Annotated in this window: 10 protein-coding genes; 7 read left to right on the top strand and 3 right to left on the bottom strand. The window is 67.1% G+C overall.

Annotation, left to right across the window (positions count from 1 at the left end):
• Window positions 1-90: 90 nt before the first annotated feature.
• Window positions 91-1,989: a DNA methyltransferase gene (locus tag AC07FA_RS18165; RefSeq protein ID WP_479076558.1), complete on the top strand. Its 1,899-nt coding sequence runs from the start codon at window positions 91-93 to the stop codon at window positions 1,987-1,989.
• A gap of 175 nt (window positions 1,990-2,164) precedes the next feature.
• Here the strand turns inward: AC07FA_RS18165 and AC07FA_RS18160 are convergent, their stop codons facing one another.
• Together AC07FA_RS18160 and AC07FA_RS18155 are read right to left on the bottom strand one after the other, a co-directional pair.
• Window positions 2,165-3,658 carry a hypothetical protein gene (locus tag AC07FA_RS18160; protein WP_479076557.1) on the bottom strand — a complete coding sequence of 498 codons (1,494 nt, stop codon included), beginning with the start codon at window positions 3,656-3,658 and terminating at the stop codon, window positions 2,165-2,167.
• 177 nt (window positions 3,659-3,835) lie between these two features.
• Complete coding sequence (locus AC07FA_RS18155) at window positions 3,836-4,225, bottom strand: hypothetical protein (protein WP_362433804.1); 390 nt, start codon at window positions 4,223-4,225, stop codon at window positions 3,836-3,838.
• Window positions 4,226-4,669: 444 nt separating this feature from the next.
• Between AC07FA_RS18155 and AC07FA_RS18150 the strand changes: the two genes are divergently transcribed.
• From AC07FA_RS18150 to AC07FA_RS18125, 6 genes are all read left to right on the top strand, one after another.
• The gene (locus AC07FA_RS18150) at window positions 4,670-6,040 is read left to right on the top strand and encodes a Wadjet anti-phage system protein JetD domain-containing protein (RefSeq protein WP_479076556.1); all 1,371 of its coding nucleotides are present in this window, start codon (window positions 4,670-4,672) and stop codon (window positions 6,038-6,040) included.
• On the top strand, window positions 6,033-7,313 hold the full coding sequence (locus AC07FA_RS18145; protein WP_479076555.1) for a hypothetical protein: 1,281 nt from the start codon (window positions 6,033-6,035) through the stop codon (window positions 7,311-7,313). Before AC07FA_RS18150 ends, AC07FA_RS18145 begins: the two co-directional genes overlap by 8 nt.
• Window positions 7,303-8,580 carry a hypothetical protein gene (locus AC07FA_RS18140; RefSeq protein WP_479076554.1) on the top strand — a complete coding sequence of 426 codons (1,278 nt, stop codon included), beginning with the start codon at window positions 7,303-7,305 and terminating at the stop codon, window positions 8,578-8,580. The genes AC07FA_RS18145 and AC07FA_RS18140 overlap by 11 nt, the downstream gene beginning before the upstream one ends.
• On the top strand, window positions 8,577-11,729 hold the full coding sequence (locus AC07FA_RS18135) for a hypothetical protein (protein WP_398147313.1): 3,153 nt from the start codon (window positions 8,577-8,579) through the stop codon (window positions 11,727-11,729). The genes AC07FA_RS18140 and AC07FA_RS18135 overlap by 4 nt, the downstream gene beginning before the upstream one ends.
• 438 nt (window positions 11,730-12,167) lie before the next feature.
• Window positions 12,168-13,409, top strand: a complete 1,242-nt coding sequence (locus tag AC07FA_RS18130; protein WP_479076552.1) for a hypothetical protein — start codon at window positions 12,168-12,170, stop codon at window positions 13,407-13,409.
• An 823-nt stretch (window positions 13,410-14,232) separates the two neighbouring features.
• Window positions 14,233-15,210 (top strand): hypothetical protein, encoded by a 978-nt coding sequence (locus AC07FA_RS18125; protein ID WP_479076551.1) that lies wholly within the window; start codon window positions 14,233-14,235, stop codon window positions 15,208-15,210.
• Between the two features lie 135 nt (window positions 15,211-15,345).
• Here AC07FA_RS18125 and AC07FA_RS18120 read toward each other — a convergent pair whose 3' ends face one another.
• Window positions 15,346-15,558: a LexA family protein gene (locus tag AC07FA_RS18120; RefSeq protein ID WP_479076549.1), complete on the bottom strand. Its 213-nt coding sequence runs from the start codon at window positions 15,556-15,558 to the stop codon at window positions 15,346-15,348.
• Window positions 15,559-15,742 lie beyond the last annotated feature (184 nt).

The raw sequence follows: 15,742 nt of genomic DNA, 5'->3' as shown, positions 1-15,742 counted from the left end.
CGCAAGGAGGTGCACCGGCCCGCGACCTACGTGCACAAGTGGTGGGCGAGGCGCCTGGGCAGCGTTGCACGCCACTTACTGTTGGCTGCCGTGTCCGGACCGGACGACTCCGTTGCGGACGCCGCGGCCAGGCTGCGGGGGCTCGTCGTGTATGACCCCTTCGCCGGATCGGGCACCACCCTTGTCGAGGCGGCCAAACTCGGGGCCGCCGTCGTGGGCCGCGACATCAATCCCGTCGCGACGCTCACCCAGCGGCAGGCGCTGCAGCCATGGGATCTAGAGGTGCTCGCGGACCTCTTCGGGCAGGTCGTCAGGAAGTGCGCCCGTCCCGTCCAGGAACTGCACCGCACCGTCTCCAACGAGCCGGTCCTGCAATACTTCTGGGTGGCCCTCGCGTACTGCCCGGAGTGCGGCGAGGACGTGGAGCTCTTCACCTCCCGGGTCTTCGCCCGCCATGCGTACCCGCGCCGATTCCCACGCGCACAGGCCGTATGCCCAAGCTGCCGGGGCATCTGCGTCACCGACTTGAGCAAGGACGAGAGGGGGCACTGCCCCGCCTGCGGCATGACCTTCCCGTTCCAAGGGGCCGCCCGGGGAAGATTCATGACATGTCGTCACGGGCACCGCACCCCTGTCATTGCTGCGCTGAACGGCGCCGTCCCGGAGCGGCGCATGTACGCGAAGCTGGTGCTGCGCGCCGACGGCCAGCGTGAGTACCGGGCGATCGACGACTTCGACCTCTGCCTGTACGACAAGGCGGCGAAGTCCCTCGCCGACACATCGCCCGAGGAGCTCGTCCGCCCGCTCGGCGCGCTGGAGGAAGGCGTCAGCACCATCCAGGCGCTGCGCTGGGGGTACGACTCCTGGGAGCGGTTCTTCAACGAGCGCCAGCGTTACAGCCTCGGACTGATCGGCGCGGCGCTGCGCGATCTGCCCGGGGCTTCCGCGGAACGCGAGGCGCTCATCGCATCGTTCGGCAGAACCGTCGAACACCACAACCTGTTCTGCTCCTACAAGGGGGAGGGTACCGGTCCGGTCCGCTCGGTCTTCCACAACCACGTACTGCGACCGGAGAGGTGCAGCGTCGAAGGAGACCCCTGGGGTGCCCAGGGGGGATCGGCTGGGTTCTCCGGGGTGCTCACCCGGCTGCACAAAGCGGCCCAGTACAAGAGCACCCCGCTGGACTTCAAGGCCGAGGCCGACCGGATCCTCACCGTCGACCAGTCCTCGCTGCCCGTCGCGCGCCCCCTGAGCACGACGTGGCAGCAGTTCGTGCGGAATCCCGCAACGGCCTACACCACTACCGGCGACGCCTCGCGCACGGATCTCCCCGACGACAGCGTGGACCTCATCGTCACCGACCCCCCCTACGTCGACAACGTCCACTACTCGGAACTGGCCGACTTCTTCCACGCGTGGCTCAGCGCCATGCGCCCCTACCAGGGCTACCCGGACATGCCCAGCACCCGGGCCGTCCAAGAAGTACAGAACGCCGCCCCTGATGGATTCCAAGCCACCGCAGCCCGCGTCTGGCGCGAGTGCCGACGCGTCCTCAAGCCCGGCGGCCGCCTCCTATTCAGCTTCCACCAGTCGCAGACCACGGGCTGGTGCGCTCTGATGCGGTCGCTGTCCGACGCCGGCTTCACCGTTACCACCACCCGCGCCGTGATCGCCGAAGTGGCGACCAGTCTCTCCAAGACCGCAGCAGCGGAGCCCAACCGCATCGACGTCATCGTGCTGTGCCGGGACGCTGCCGGCACGTCTGCCGGGGCAGCCCCCGACCTCGACCAGGCCGCCGCGCAGGCGCTGTCGGAAATCCAGGGCCTTAGGGGAGCCGGGCTGCGGGTAGGTCCCGGCGATGTCCGCACCGCCGTACGCGCCGCGGTCCTCGCGGCGGGAACACGCCAGGCATCCGCCGACTGGGAGACCCTGCAAGCAGAGGCAGACCAGCGAGCCACGGCGGCGGTAGCGGAATTCAACACCACCTGACTCCCCCGGTGCCGGTGCCTGCCACATCCCGGCCTGGCCCGGGCCAGCGAGGAGGACCGAGTACGGCCCCAGCACGCGGACCGCCCGCCGGCGACTGCCCTCGCACTGCTGCCAGTCGCCTGCCGAGGAACAGGGGGCCGCGTCGCACTGCTCACGACCGGCACTGTGGTCCGGCTCAGAGCCCGAGGCGGTCCTGCGGCGGCGTTGCGCGGAAGAAGGCACGCAGGGGTTCGTCGATGGCGCGTTCGCGGCCGGTGCCGGCAGCAGCGGCGTCGAGGAGGGGTGCGAGGTCTTCAGTGTCGCAGGGGGTGAGGACGAGCCAGCGCAGAACAACCTGCCGCACGATCAGCCTGAGGTCACGCAGGGCGGCCAGTTTCTCGCTCTCTTCCTGGTCCTTGAGGACGTCCCCGTGCACGTACTTGGAGCGCGCGCTGTACGCGTCCTGCACGATTGTCTCGACCTGCTGGCGCAGGGACGGGGTGAGGAACAGGGCGGCTGCGCGGGACCGGATCCTCTCGCTGACGCCCTCATGCTTGTCGTGGGGACTGGCCATCAGGGCTTCCAGCGTGATGACGTAGTCCAGGTGCAGCTCGTCGGCCTCCTGCTCCCACACGCCGTAGTCGCTGTGGGTGCGCTGGTGGGCCTGCAGCAGGTGCCGGGCCGCGCGCTCCAGGCGCAGGGCGCGCCTCCTGGGCAGCCTTCGGCTGCTGGTGGCGCCGTCCATGACGGCGTCGATCTTTGCGGTCACGGCGGAGCAGAAGGCTTGCAGACGCGGGAGTTGTTCCCAGGTGACGTGGAAGGTGCCAGTCTCGCGGACCTCGACTTCCTCCTGCCTGCCGTCATGGTCCTCGTAGATCTGGAGGGTGGTGGGCACGTGGTTTGGGTGCAGCCCGAACTCGCGACCGCGCTCGACGTCGAACACCGCGTCGACATGCAGGAGTTCGGGGCTCCACAGGATCAGCGGCAGCAGCGCCCTCCAGTGCCGGGCCTCCGGCCGCGGGCCGGTGAAATCGAACCAGGGCGCGCCACTGCGGTCCGATGTACGGTCCAGATCGGGGACGTGGATGAACGGTGCGCCGGACAGGAGACGGAGGTCGAGCCCGCCCGGCTGAAGGCCGTGGAGGGCGGGCATCGGGCCCAACTTCCTCAGTTCGTCGGCGGTGAAGGTCTGCAGGGTGTACCGGCCCAGCGGGATCCGTGCCCCCTCGGGGAGGTCGCCAGTCAGCAACAGCCAGTCCTCCACTGCCGGCGCGGGCGCCGTGCAGAAAGCGACGAAGCTGTCCGCAACCTCTTCCACCGGCACCGTCGCCCCCTGGGCAACCAGACGGGTTGCATCCCCCAGCCCCGATCCGCTCAGGAGCGTGGACCATCGGGGCACCCAGTCGTCATCGGCCTTGCCGTACAGGTCGCGGTGTTCGGATTTCGGCGCGGCGCCCACCACCGCGTTGATCACAGCATCGAACTCCGGCTGCGTCGACAGTGCTACATCGGTGATCGCCTGGGGTATCGAGGGCAGGTCCCGTGCCTGTTCAAGCCAGGCGAGGACGGCCTGACGCAGTGGGGCGGTGTCTTCCATACGGCACGAAAATAGCGCACCCTCGCCGCCCGCCAGACCCAACACCAGGCCACAGCTCCCGGCCTGAGCGGCCGTTCCCACGTTGTTCTGCAACTCGGACCGCTGCGCTGATCGGTGGCTGGCCCGCTGCGATCAGTTGATCTTCTCGAATGGGTGACCTGCGGAGAACGGGTCTGGCACCGGGCGGGGCCGGCATCCGCTCGACCTTCCAACGGCATCGAGCTCCGGGGCACCCGTCCGCCAGTGGCACTACCCGCAGTACGCCCTCACTCAGCAGTCGTAGCTCTTGAGCGTCTTCGAGGCACCGGTGGCCGACTTCAGGTAGTCGTTCTCCGACTTCAGGCTCTCGTTCTCCGCCGTCGACTCCGCCAACTGCACGACCAGTCCCGCAGCCATGGACAAGAGCCCCTGGTGCTTCGTCTGGAGCTCCTCGTGCTCTTCTTGAAGCCCCTTGTACTTCCAGGTGAGGACCCCGATGGTGGTGGCGGCCAGAACGCTGGCGCCGACCTTAACCGCGACCCTGGCTTTGCCGGACTTACCTCCCGCTGGCCCGGCACTGTCCTTGCCGATGCAAAGGTGGCCCGTCTGGTGCGAGTGCTGTTGAGCCTCGCCGAGATGGTCGCTCTGATACGAGCACGATCCGCATTGGTAACGGGTCATCAGTCGTTCCTCTCCCCCAGGGAGATGAGCTTGCCACAGGTCACGTGCATCAGGCGGCCACTTGGTCATCCTCCGTACACCCCACCGACGCTGAGGGAAGGACGCGCACCTGCACGGGCGGCGCGCCCCTGGTTGTGGGCTATGCCGTCAACAGTCCCAGGAGGGCGCATGGCGCGCCACGGGTAGCTCGTTCAGGTCTCTGGCGAGCGGGATGCGTCGATTCCACAGCGTCGATGCTCCTCGCGGGCCGTCTGTGAAGTCAGAGGTAATAACAGGTGACGGTACGTCACTGTGCCTACTTTGGATTAGTGTTGAATTGAACTCACTTTGTCTGTTTGTGGGGCGCAAGAGGCTTTGTGTATGCCTTCCTGACAGAGTGGATCTGCCTGGGTCCAAGGTCCGATGTGTCTCTGGGGAGGGCATGTGAGTGCCGGGGCGGGCGCTATGGCCCTGTTGTTCAGTGAAGCGGAAGGCCGCATCCGGGTATCGCTGGCTGAAGTGCCGGAGGGCACACATGCTCTGTCCGTGCCGGTACGTCGTGAGGGGATGAACCGCGCACCGCGTAATCGCCGGGGCTTGCTGCGCATTCGGGAAGTCGACCTGGTGACTGCGCGGGAGCAGCCAGCCTATGAACCTCCGGAGACTTTGGATAGTCGGCATCTGGTGTGGGCGCTCTCGGCGCAGCGGCGCTCTTGGGCCACGGTGGAGTCCCGTTTCGGAGACAGGGCGTGGGATGTAGCTCTGGCGCTGGTGCGGTGCGGAGGTGTGGTTCTGCGTTGCGCGGTTGATGACGATCTCGAGGTCGCCGGTCCGTTGGCATGGCGCCTGTCTCATTCCTGGGCATTGCAGGCGGATGAGCTGTTGCAGGAGCTGCGCGGATGGCGGGATCCCGATGAGGTACGCAAGGAACTGCTTGCATTGATGGCGCCGATACCGGAGTTGGAGCGGGAGCAGGTGCTGCTGGATACCTGTCCGGCGGGTTCGCCGCTGAGGGTGCCGCAGGACAGTGCGGTCGCGACCGAGGCGTGGACTGCCTATGAGGCGGCGGTGCGCGCGGCGTCTGTGTGGTGGCCGGCGCACCGGAACGGGGAGCGGTTGTCCGCCAAGGAGTTGGCTGGCCTTGCGTTGAGAGGGTCGAAGAAGTGGACCCCTCCACGGCAGGCGGCTTTCGAGAACCTGGTCGGGATGAGCTTTGACCTGGCGCTCGATGAGGCTGATGTCGATATTCGGGTGCGGGGGCCTTTGCGGTGGCGGGTGGGGTCGGTGGCTGCAGACGCTGCGGTGGCCAAGCCGTGGATCGCTCTGCCTGCTGGCGCTCTGCGGCTGGTGGGGGAAGTCGAGCACGGCGGGCGGGGCGTCTTCTTGGTTGAGAACTCCGACACATTTGAACGCGTGTGCGCGATCCCGGAGGTCACGTCGCAGTGGCTGTGCATCTGGGGCAAGGGGTACGTCACCAACAAGCTTGTTGCCCTGCTGGAGTGGATGCGTCCGGAGCGGATGGCCATTTGGGGAGACCTGGATGCCGATGGGATTGCCATCATCGATGATCTGTCCCGGCGCTTGGACCGCAAGGTGCATCCGGTGGGGATGGAAGTGGAGATGTGGCGTGCCGGCCCCTACCGGGATCAGGAGCCGGAGCAGTATCCGAAAGCGCGCGCGCTGGCGGAGAGGATGGCGGCGGAGGGGCCGGTGGAGCTGCGGGCCCTGGCGGCGGAGATCGCGGTCTCGGGCGAATCGTGTGAGCAGGAGCCGTTGCACCGGAAGGTGCTGCCTCGCTTGGTTGGGCTGTTGGAGGCGGTGCCGGCCGGTGGGTGAACAGCTCGCGTTCGGGGACGGCGATCGGGAGGATCTGGCGGCGGTTGTTCAGTTGGCCAACTGGCGGGCGTTCATGGCTCCCGTTGCTGAGGATGCTGGTGCTGTGGCGCAGCACCCGGAGGTGGCGCGGGTGGCGCTTGCGATCCTGAAAGTGTTTGCCGAGCATGCCGGGGCGCACGGGCTGTCGAAGGCTGAGGTCGTGCAGGCATTGAAGGTCAATCCTTCGGGGTGGCCGGAGGAGCTGATCGATCGCCGTTTGGCTGTCCTGATCCGGCTGGGGTTCCTTGAGCCCTATCTTCTGAAGTCCCATCAGGACCGGTATGTCGTGCGGCCTGCAGGGCTGGCGGGTGCTTTGGCGGCTGAACGGCTGGCGGAGCACGGGGGTGTTGATGAGTTGATCTTGCTGTTGGATCGGGCGAGGGCGGTGTTCGATCGCAGCAATCCCGACCCCGAGGCGGCTCTGGACTATCTGGTGTCGTGCCGGAACGCGCTGCGGGTTTTCGCTCTGGATTTGCAGCGGCAGATCGCTACCGGCACGACGGCCGAGTTGATGGAGTCCCATCGACAGCATGATCATCAGGGGTTCACGCGCCAGGTGAAGGAATTGAACAAGCTGGTCACGGACCGGTTCAGTGGTGACTGGGCGCTGGAGGAAGCTGGTTCGGCTCTGATCGAGGCGGAGCAGTTCTACCGTCTGCAGGTCATGGCCGCCGCGGACAAAGTGCTTGAGCAGGGCGGCGGCAGTCTGAACTTTGACGTGCTGACCGTGAAGGAGTACGACCACGCCGCGGTCCAGGGTGACGTCGGGCTGCTGTCGCAGGTGGGTACGGCACTGGTCGCCGACGTGCCGGCAGTGTGGATCGAGCCGGCTCAGCTTCTGGAGACAGTGGAGGGGTTCGCCCCGCGCTCGCGGGCACGCGTGCGGCCTCTCGTGGTCGAGGGCGACGACGAGGATGAGGACGATCCTTTGCAGTGGGCCGAGGATGCACACGCGCATCTACGGGAGCGGCGTCGGCTGCGGGCCGATGAGTTGTTGGCGGCAGACGAGGAAGTCGATCTCACTCAGGCGCTGTACGAAGCGGGATGGCCTGCGGCTGCTTCGATCATCACCGATGTGCTGGCGCTGAGTGCCGATCCTGACGAGCCCTATACGGTCGTGGTGGAGGACGGTTTGCTAGCCGATCCGGAGGCCTCCGTCACCTATCTGCATCCCCTGCGTCTTCGGCGTCAGAATGTGGCTCAGAGGTCCGATGGGGGTTTGGGTGGCTTCTGAACAGGACGCCATCCGTGAGGCGGATGAGGACAGAGCGTTTCAAGCAGCCTTGCTTCTGGGGCGGTTGCGGGCCGCTGGAGTGACGTCGGCCGAGACGACCGGTCCCGTGGCGGTTGCCGCTGCGGCCGCGGCCGCCCGAATCGGACGCCGGGTGATCCGCGTGCACGGGGTGGGCCAGCTGGCTGATGTGCTGGTCTTGGGGTGGGACGGTGAGACGGCACCGGCTGCTGGCCTGGCGCCGGCGCTCCGGATTGGTTTGTCGCCGGTGCCGACCCTGGTGTGGGCGGCCTGCCTGCGCGCGGCGTGGCCGCGGCCTGAGCGCGCGCCGTTTCCGGGCGGGCCGTTTAGGCGTGCCGCCATTGTGGCGTTGTGTTCTCAACTGGGCGCGGACCGCGAAGCGGTGGAGCGGGCACTCGAGCGGACCTTGCCAGAGGCCGGCCTGATCTCCGTGGACGGGGACGAACTGCGGCTGGGGGCAGCCGTTGCGGCGTTTCCTGCTGTGGTGGTGGAGGGCCTGCGCCGCGGACACCATCTGCTGCCGGCTCCCGGGGCGGATGAGCAGGCGAGCGGGGAGCCGGATTCGGCGGTGCCGCCGCATGAGGTCCGGGCCGATGCCGAAACGGCGCTTGAGATGTCCGACGGATATGTGGTGCGATCAGTGATCGCCACACTGGAGACGGCTCGTCGGCCGGTGCCCCGGGGTGAGCTGCCGATGCTGGCTGATCCGGCGATACGGGCCGCGGTGGATCAGGCATTGCTGCCGTGCGGGCGGCAACTGCTGCAGACAGCGGAGGGCAACTGGGTCACCGGGTTTTGTGACCCGCTCGCCGACGCCCTGGTAACCGAGGAGGTCGGGACCCTCGCCGCGGTGGACCGGGCCGTGCTGGCCCTGGTCCTGTTGCACACAGTGGCGATTCCGAGAGCTCGGGGGCGGCACCGGCACAACCGTTGGACGGGGGAAGCCCACACCGTCACCCTGGCGGAGCTCGCCTCCAACCGGCGGATCTCCAAGGCCGCGATGAGAACGGCGCTGCGCAGGCTGCGGGCGGCGGGCATGGTCGCTGAGACCACCACGGGCCGTTACCTGCCCGGCCCTGCGCTGGAGCGCATGAGCGAGGCCCGCAGCAACCTGCTCTGGGAGGACCTGATCCTGGTCGGTCGGCCCGGCGGGCAGCTGGCCGCCGCCATCCGCCGGCGGCGTGGCCTCGAAGACCCCGAGTCTCGCGGCGAGTTATCTGAGATCCCCACAGAAACGGACCGCATGTGAGTCAGCAGATCCCCAGTGCACGTGGCAAGCGGGGAGTGATCGGCACCCGTCAGCTGGTCGCTGTCCAGACGTTCTCCATTGCCCGTCTGACCTCCCACCCGGTGGCGATCGTCCCCGGCACATTCGTCGCGGTGACCGGGCGGGGGCCAAAGGACTCCAATGAGTCGGGAAAGACCAGCTTCCTGTCTGCCCTGGCCCTCTTGCTGGGAGACCCGGAATGGCGCATGACGGGCGGTGGCTCCGTGCACGCACCCAAGCTGCTGTTCGAGCCCGTCACCGCCGGCGCATCGCCAGAGGTGAACGAGGCCGCCTCGATCGGCTATGTGGTGGGCGTCTTCGCCGAACCCGAGGATCCGCTGGGCAGCGCACACACCGTGTGGCTGCAGGTATCGGCCAAGTCACCGCACATCGAGGTACGGCACAAGGAAGGGGTGCACCTTCTGCTCAGCGGAGACGATCGCACCCAGCACGAGCTGGCTCCGGGGTTCTTCCGCGCCCTCGGTGGTAAACCCCTGGGGGCCACGGACTACGCGGAGGTCCTCTACGGCCGCGCCCCGCGTCTGCTGGCCTACATCATCAGCCGCGGCGGCATGCGGTCGCGGCCCTCTTTGCTGAAGCTGGATGCGGGCACCTTCACTCCCGTGCAGATCGGGGAGGCGCTGCTCGATCTCACCGGCAAGGCCGGCATGCTCGCCACGGACGTACAGGCCCGCAAGGATCTGGCCAGGACGCAGAAGAACCTGGCCGACAAACTGGCCGATGCCGAGAAGTCCTGGCACGAAGAGGAAATCATCCTTCACTCTGTCGAAACCCGACAGCGGGCCCGGGTGGAGGCCGGCCGGGCTCAGCTCTTCTGGCGACTGGCATCGGCACGCGCCGCCCTTGATGCCGTCGTCTACGAGCGCCGGATCGGCAGCAGCCTCGCCCGTGTCGAGGATGATCTGGCAGCTCTGGCTGCGCGGCATGATGCAGTGCAGGGCCAGCTCACCAAAGCCCGCGACATCGGCCAGCTCCGGCAATCGGCCCGTTCCGCACAGTTGCGCAGCGACGAGCATCAGCGGGAGGTGGAGGAGGCCAACGAGAAGGTGGGACTGCTTCGAGGCGACTTGAAGCGGGCGCAGCAGGATCACCGCCAGGCGCGGCAGCAGGCCGAGGACTACGCCGGCCCCTCCCCCACCGAGCTCGCCCAGCACGTCAGCGACCAGGAGGCGCGTCAGCTCGAGGTAAAGGCGGAACTCCTGCTGGCCGAGGAACGTGTCAGGGCGCTGGAAGGAGAGCTCGCCGAGGCCCGGGAGGGGCGCACCGGCCAGGCGGGGGCGGCGTTGCGGGCCCTGGAGGGGGCAACGTCCCACCGGAGGGTGGGGCTTATGGCCACCACTCGCGTCCGTCCTGAGGCGCGGTCCCAGTGGGAGGCCCGCCTGGCGCCGTGGAGGGAGTCGGTGTGTGTCGCCTCCGATGCCCTGGAGGATGCCAGCCGTGCGGTGAGCACTCTGCCCGGGACCATCCTCATCTGCGGGCCGTCGAGCGAACCGGAAGCGGCAGGTTCCGGCGCCCCGGATGGCTTGCCCGAGGGCATCTTGGACGCCGATCCCCTGGCGGTGCCGTTCCTGCATGCCCTGGCCGATGCCACGGAGGTGACGGTTCCTCCGCATGCCTGGCTGTCTGGGCTGGGGGTCCGCGTCATCGGAGGCTTCGAGAAGCCGATCGCTGGCCAAGAAGACATCTGCGCCCACCTTGAAGGGCAGCGGGACCAGGCCCGGGCCCAGTGCGCTGCACTGGAGACCGCAGCCGACCTGCACCGTCGCCGGATCGCCGAACTGCGCCGGGACATCAAACGGGCCGAGGCCCAAGAGCTCGCACAGCGGCTCGTTCCCAAGATCCGCGACCTCGAGGACACACACGCCCAGTGCGTTGCCGCGCTGCCTGGGCTGCGTACGTTGGCCAAAGAGGCAAGCGAGACAGCGCATGAGGCCCAGATGGCGTTCCGCACGGCGAAGGAGCGCGCAGACAAGCTCGAGGGCGAACTGCGGAAGCTGAAGGACGACAGGGCGCAGGCGACGCGGAGGAAGGAGAAGCTGGAGGAGCTCCGCAGGGGGTCAAGCACCGACCGGGCACGGATGATCTGGACGGGCTCTGAGGAGGAGGCTTTGGAGGAGCTCAACTGGAGCTGCCTGCCCGAGGATGAGCCCGGCGCGGAGCCAGCCGACGGCATCAACTCCTACGCCGTCGTATCGCGAGACACCGAGCGCCCGCCCGAGGTCCGCACCTGTGCGGACCTTCGCAGCGAGAGCCGGTCCCGGCTGACGGCGGCGCTGACGAGGCTCGCCGCAGACACGGCAACCACCGGTGTGGCCACCGTGGAGATCGCCGACGCCCTGCACCATCACGAGGCCCACACCCACGATCCGCACGACATCATCTTCCGTAACTCGCTGACCGCGATGAAGACGTGGCTGGACGAGTACGAGGAGCGGGACGCAGGAGCTCGGGAGCAGGTGGAGGTGAAAAGACGGGAGCGGGAGGACGAACAGAGCTACCTCCACGACCTCGTCGAGGAGTCACGCCAGGCCCTCGAAGAAACCCAGGAGTCCATCAAGGAACGCGTGCACAGTGCGCTGGACCGCATCAGCAACCAGCTCAACCTACTGCACAAAAAGGAGGGGTACGCAGCCGACCTGCTCTACAGCGTAAGCGCGCCGGACAGCGCCGAGGACCAGTGGATCTGCCATGTCGTGCCCCGGTGGCAGCGCAACCCCGGCGGCTCCTTGCTGGCCTACGATGCGCCCACCAACACCGCCCAGGAGAAGCTGTTCTCCATCCATCTCGTCCTGGCCGCCCTGCTGGCCGCACCCGACGCGCGGGGCCGCGTCCTCATCCTCGACGAACTCGGTGACTCACTCGGCGCGGAGCACCGTCGCGAAGTGATCGCCGCACTGCGTGACGCCGCCCTGGAACACGGCATCACCGTGTTGGCCACCTGCCAGGACGGCCTGATGGCGGACGTGGGGCCGATGTGTGGCCAGGTACTGCAGTTCCGCTACTACTCGAAATCCGACCCCTTGAACCGGCCCACTGCCATGTACGGCTTCGACACCAACCGGCGCCGCGTCAAGCTCACCTTGAATGATCTCGTGGTCAGCCGATCCTGAACGACGTGTGCGTATCCGCCGACGGCCGTTGGCCCGACCTCGGCACCCGCAGCCGGAACACGGCTCTCGTCGCCGTCTTCGTCCTTCCACCCCTCGTCACCCGTCATCAGTGTCCTCGAAGTCGTACAGCACCGTGAAATGCCAGTGACCGTATGCACTGCAACCAGACTAGATCGACTGGGAGTTCACCGCGGATGCGTCAGATCGCCATCGCTCCCTTCAAGCCGGGGCGGGGTGGGCAACCGCACAAACGCCACCGCCGCCGCGAACTGTGCCGGGTCGTCACGCGCTTCACGCTGGCCGGGGCGGTCTGTGACGGCTGTATTGAGTGGCGTCCCTCTGGACACAAACGGGACGATGGCCTTGATCGTGGGACGTTGAGGTCCTGGCAGCTGTGGCCAGCGAACCTCGACGTCGTCGAAGCGGCTGGAGGCCAGCATGTGGGAACAGAGCATCGGGACCTTCCCCGTGGACTTCACCGAGCATGGCAACGAGTGGGCCCACCACCTTGGGAACGCCATGGGCGGAGGGTTTCGCCGCGTCAGCGGCACTGACAGTCACGGTGGCGCGGTGGAAATGGGGCCGCCCCTCGACGACTCCATGACGAGCATCCTGCGCGTCCACCCTCACCCCGACGGCATCAGCTGCACGGTCGTCGGCGACGTCGGCACCCCGTCCGCGGACCAGGTAGACCCCTGGCGGACTGGCGCGCGGAAGGCCGTGGACGAGATTGGGCACCACCAGCGGACTCACGTATGGGATGCGCTTGTTGGGGTCAGCCCGTCCGCTGTACAGGGATTTCACCCCTTGGGGCAGATCAGGGCGACAGACGTAGGGCCGCTGGCCCTCGCCCCCGGTGGTGTCCACATGCGCGAATTCCGAGGGCAGGACCGAGTCGACTCGCAGTTCATCACGATCTGCCGCAGCTTCCCCGTCGTCGTCACCGGCCAGGTCGAGACGTACCACTGGGACCCCGTTGTCCCTGTCGCTCAGGCGCAGTTGCGTCGGCTCTGCGCTCTCCTGACGCTGCACCGGAGGCAGCTGTGGGAGCCCCGGACGCTCCCCTGGCCTCAGGGCCCCGACGGGTCGGTTCTGAAGATCCCGACTTCGGTCGGTCCCGAATTCCCGAGCCCGCACGGGGAGGAGTGGACCGGGGAGGTCCCTCCGGGGACAGGAAACTGGAGGCTGCCGCTGTGGGTGCTTGGGGCATGGGAGAGGCTGGACGGCGACCCCGAACTGGAGACCGCGCTCAGCGCGTACTACGAGGCCGTACGCCTGGGGAGACGTCATCCGTCGCTCTCGCTGCTCACCTTCGTAGCCGCGATCGAGGGCGTCGGTATGAGGTCCGTCCCAGACTCTATGTGCGACTGCCATCCCGAGTGCAAGCATCGCAAGGGAGTGGCCGAGAAGCGGTTCCGGAAAGCACTCAAGACCGTGCTGACGCAGAAGCAGGTGAAGGAGCTAGCGGGCCCGCTGTACGACCAGCGCTCGCATACGGGGCACCGAGGGACGCTGTTCGGATCGGAGCAGGTCCTCGGCTACGGCGGCAACGCGGGGCCGTTCCAGGCCAACCCGTACTTCCAGTTCGAGGCGGTGCAGCTTGGCCGACTGGCGCAGGTCGCCAATGCCGTTCTGGTCAAGGTGTTGAGTGAGCCAGCAGTGGACCCGGGCCATAGCTGACTGAATCGGACCTCGCTCACCCACGTAGAGAAGAAGGAAGAGGAATCTGCATGGCGACCTGCGGAACATGCCGTCATCCGGGCTCGCACGCATCCGTTCGGCCCTCCAACTCAACAAAGCGACCGACTAGCCCTGAACCAGGGCAAACCTACCGATCCTAGCCGGGCAGCCATAACCAAATCCTGCAACGATCACCACAATCCGAAACGATCACTACACTCGCAGGTCAGTCGATCCCCCTAGCACCTTTACCAGACAAATGCCCCGTTCAAGGCAACGTCACGCCGTGGCACAGCATCCCGAAACGATCACTACATTCACAGGCCCAGGCCACTGTCAACTCAGTGATCAACAGCGTATTTGTCACACGAGGCGATCGGCCTCGGGTCGGAGTTTCTCGATCCGGGCATCGATCTTCTGCGCCGCCGCCAGCCACTGTGCGGGTGATCCCTCGTTCATCCGCCTAGTGTGACAACCAGGTCCGACAAGCGAGACGGATTTTCGGTCCGCCCTCAGTCCAGGGTCTCTCCGCAGCCGCAGTTGGCTGCCATACGGCGCCAGATACGCGGGCTCGGGAGAGCACTCGCGGGCGCCGCCCTGCTGGACGATCCGGCATCGGCCGTGAGCCGGGGGAGGCCGAGCGCCGCCAGGCATCGGCCGTGAGTCAAGCCAGAATCACTGAGGCGAACAGCCCACGGGCCGCGCTCGCGAAAGGCGGTGGCCCGGAGCGCTTCTTCGGGTCGCAATCTGCGGCGACACCGTCTCGGTCGCTGCTTTCGCCTACGCACTGCCGTGGCGTGTGCTTGGTCTGCATGATGGCGGGATGAACTTGCCGTCCGGAGTGCCAGTGTTCAAACTGCGGGATGCCATCGCGGAGGCCTTGTGGGGTCACGTCAAGGCCAACCGACTTGCCGCGGTTTGTGAGTACCTGGGGCTCGCCCCGCAGGGCGCGGACGAGGATCCGTACAACAGCAAGAGGGGCTACGTTCTGGCTCGGCTGGAGGACAAGTCGCTCCCGGATCTGATGGAGATAGCTCGTCGCGTGATCGAGGAGTACGGCGATGACGACCTACAGCAGTTACTGGCTCAGCTGGGCCTGCAGGGCGTCTCCGGAGAGCTGAAGAACCTCATCTTTGCCGCCGACGGCCCCAAGCCGCAGATCGTCCTGCCGGACTCCATCAGCAACACCATCCGCATCGTCAAGAACGAGCAGTACTGCCTGGTGTATGACCAGCCATTGGAGGGCCGTGGGCTGAGCTGGCAGGACTTGGTCACTTGGTGGGTTCGCCAGCACCCTGAGTACGCGGGCGATCCGACACAGGCACGGATCTCTCTATGGGACCGGTTGCGGCGCTCCCTCGGTGACAACGGTGCTGAGCTCCTGGTGTTCGACACCTATGTCAAGCTCGGCTTTGACCTTCCGGCGCTCATCCCTCAGGTCTATCTCCATTACGACCCTTACAGCATGAGCGAGTTGGGCGGGGTCAGACGCCTTGCCCGCCAGCGGATGGACTTTCTGCTGCTCATGAGCCATCGCACCCGCGCGGTCATCGAGATCGACGGCATCCAGCACTACGCCCGCCCCGTCGGCCGCGCCGCCGCGCAGCGTTCTGACGCCGACTGGCTCCCCGACCCTGCGCGCTACGCCTCGATGGTGGCGGAAGATCGCGAGCTCACGCTCCAAGGCTACGAGGTCTACCGCATCGGCGGCCACGAACTGTGCGATAACGCGGCTCCCGAGATGCTCACTGACTTCTTCGAACGACTTCTGCGCCGGCACGACCACACCGGCTCGAGCTGACGGATCAGTCTCGGTCTGGCTGCCATCGAAAGCTGGTGTATCTGAGATGCCCGCTGCCGGCGGTCATAGCGAACGACTGGCTCTCCCCGCTTCACAGATTGGCGACAGGCCGGGTGCTGCCTCCCTCCTCACGGTTCAGGTGCCGAGGTGGCGGGAGTGCCAACGGCGCCCGGTGCGGCTGATCAGTCCAAGGTCTTCCAGGCGACCGAGTTGGTAGGCGACCGAGCTGGTGCTGGACAGGCCAACCTGTTCTCCGATCTGGCGGATCGAGGGCCCTTCGCCGTGGTCCGCGATCCAGTTTCTGATCACTCGCAGAATCTGGGCATGCTGATCGGTCGGGGCGTCCACCCTCATGCCGCCCTCGCTGCGCGACGGTCGCCGCGGGCCTGGCGGCGCAACTCGGTCCGGTCTGCCGGCCTGCCGGGCGGTCGGGTGTTCCAGAAGGGGTGCCACCAGATGCGGGCGGACAGGAGGAGCAGGCGGCGCAGTGCGGTGTTGCCGTGCTGGCGGGGTGCTGCGAGGGCGTCGTACG

Source organism: Streptomyces sp. NPDC045968, from assembly GCF_056430475.1.
Note: the sequence above shows the minus strand (reverse complement) of the source record. Positions and strands in the feature narration are given on the sequence as shown.

Excerpts from the sequence above, each read along its gene's own strand:
- AC07FA_RS18155 (WP_362433804.1), bottom strand. The coding sequence starts at position 4,225 with ATGACCCGTTACCAATGCGGATCGTGCTCGTATCAGAGCGACCATCTC.
- AC07FA_RS18150 (WP_479076556.1), top strand. The coding sequence starts at position 4,670 with ATGGCCCTGTTGTTCAGTGAAGCGGAAGGCCGCATCCGGGTATCGCTG.
- AC07FA_RS18130 (WP_479076552.1), top strand. The coding sequence starts at position 12,168 with ATGTGGGAACAGAGCATCGGGACCTTCCCCGTGGACTTCACCGAGCAT.
- AC07FA_RS18125 (WP_479076551.1), top strand. The coding sequence starts at position 14,233 with ATGAACTTGCCGTCCGGAGTGCCAGTGTTCAAACTGCGGGATGCCATC.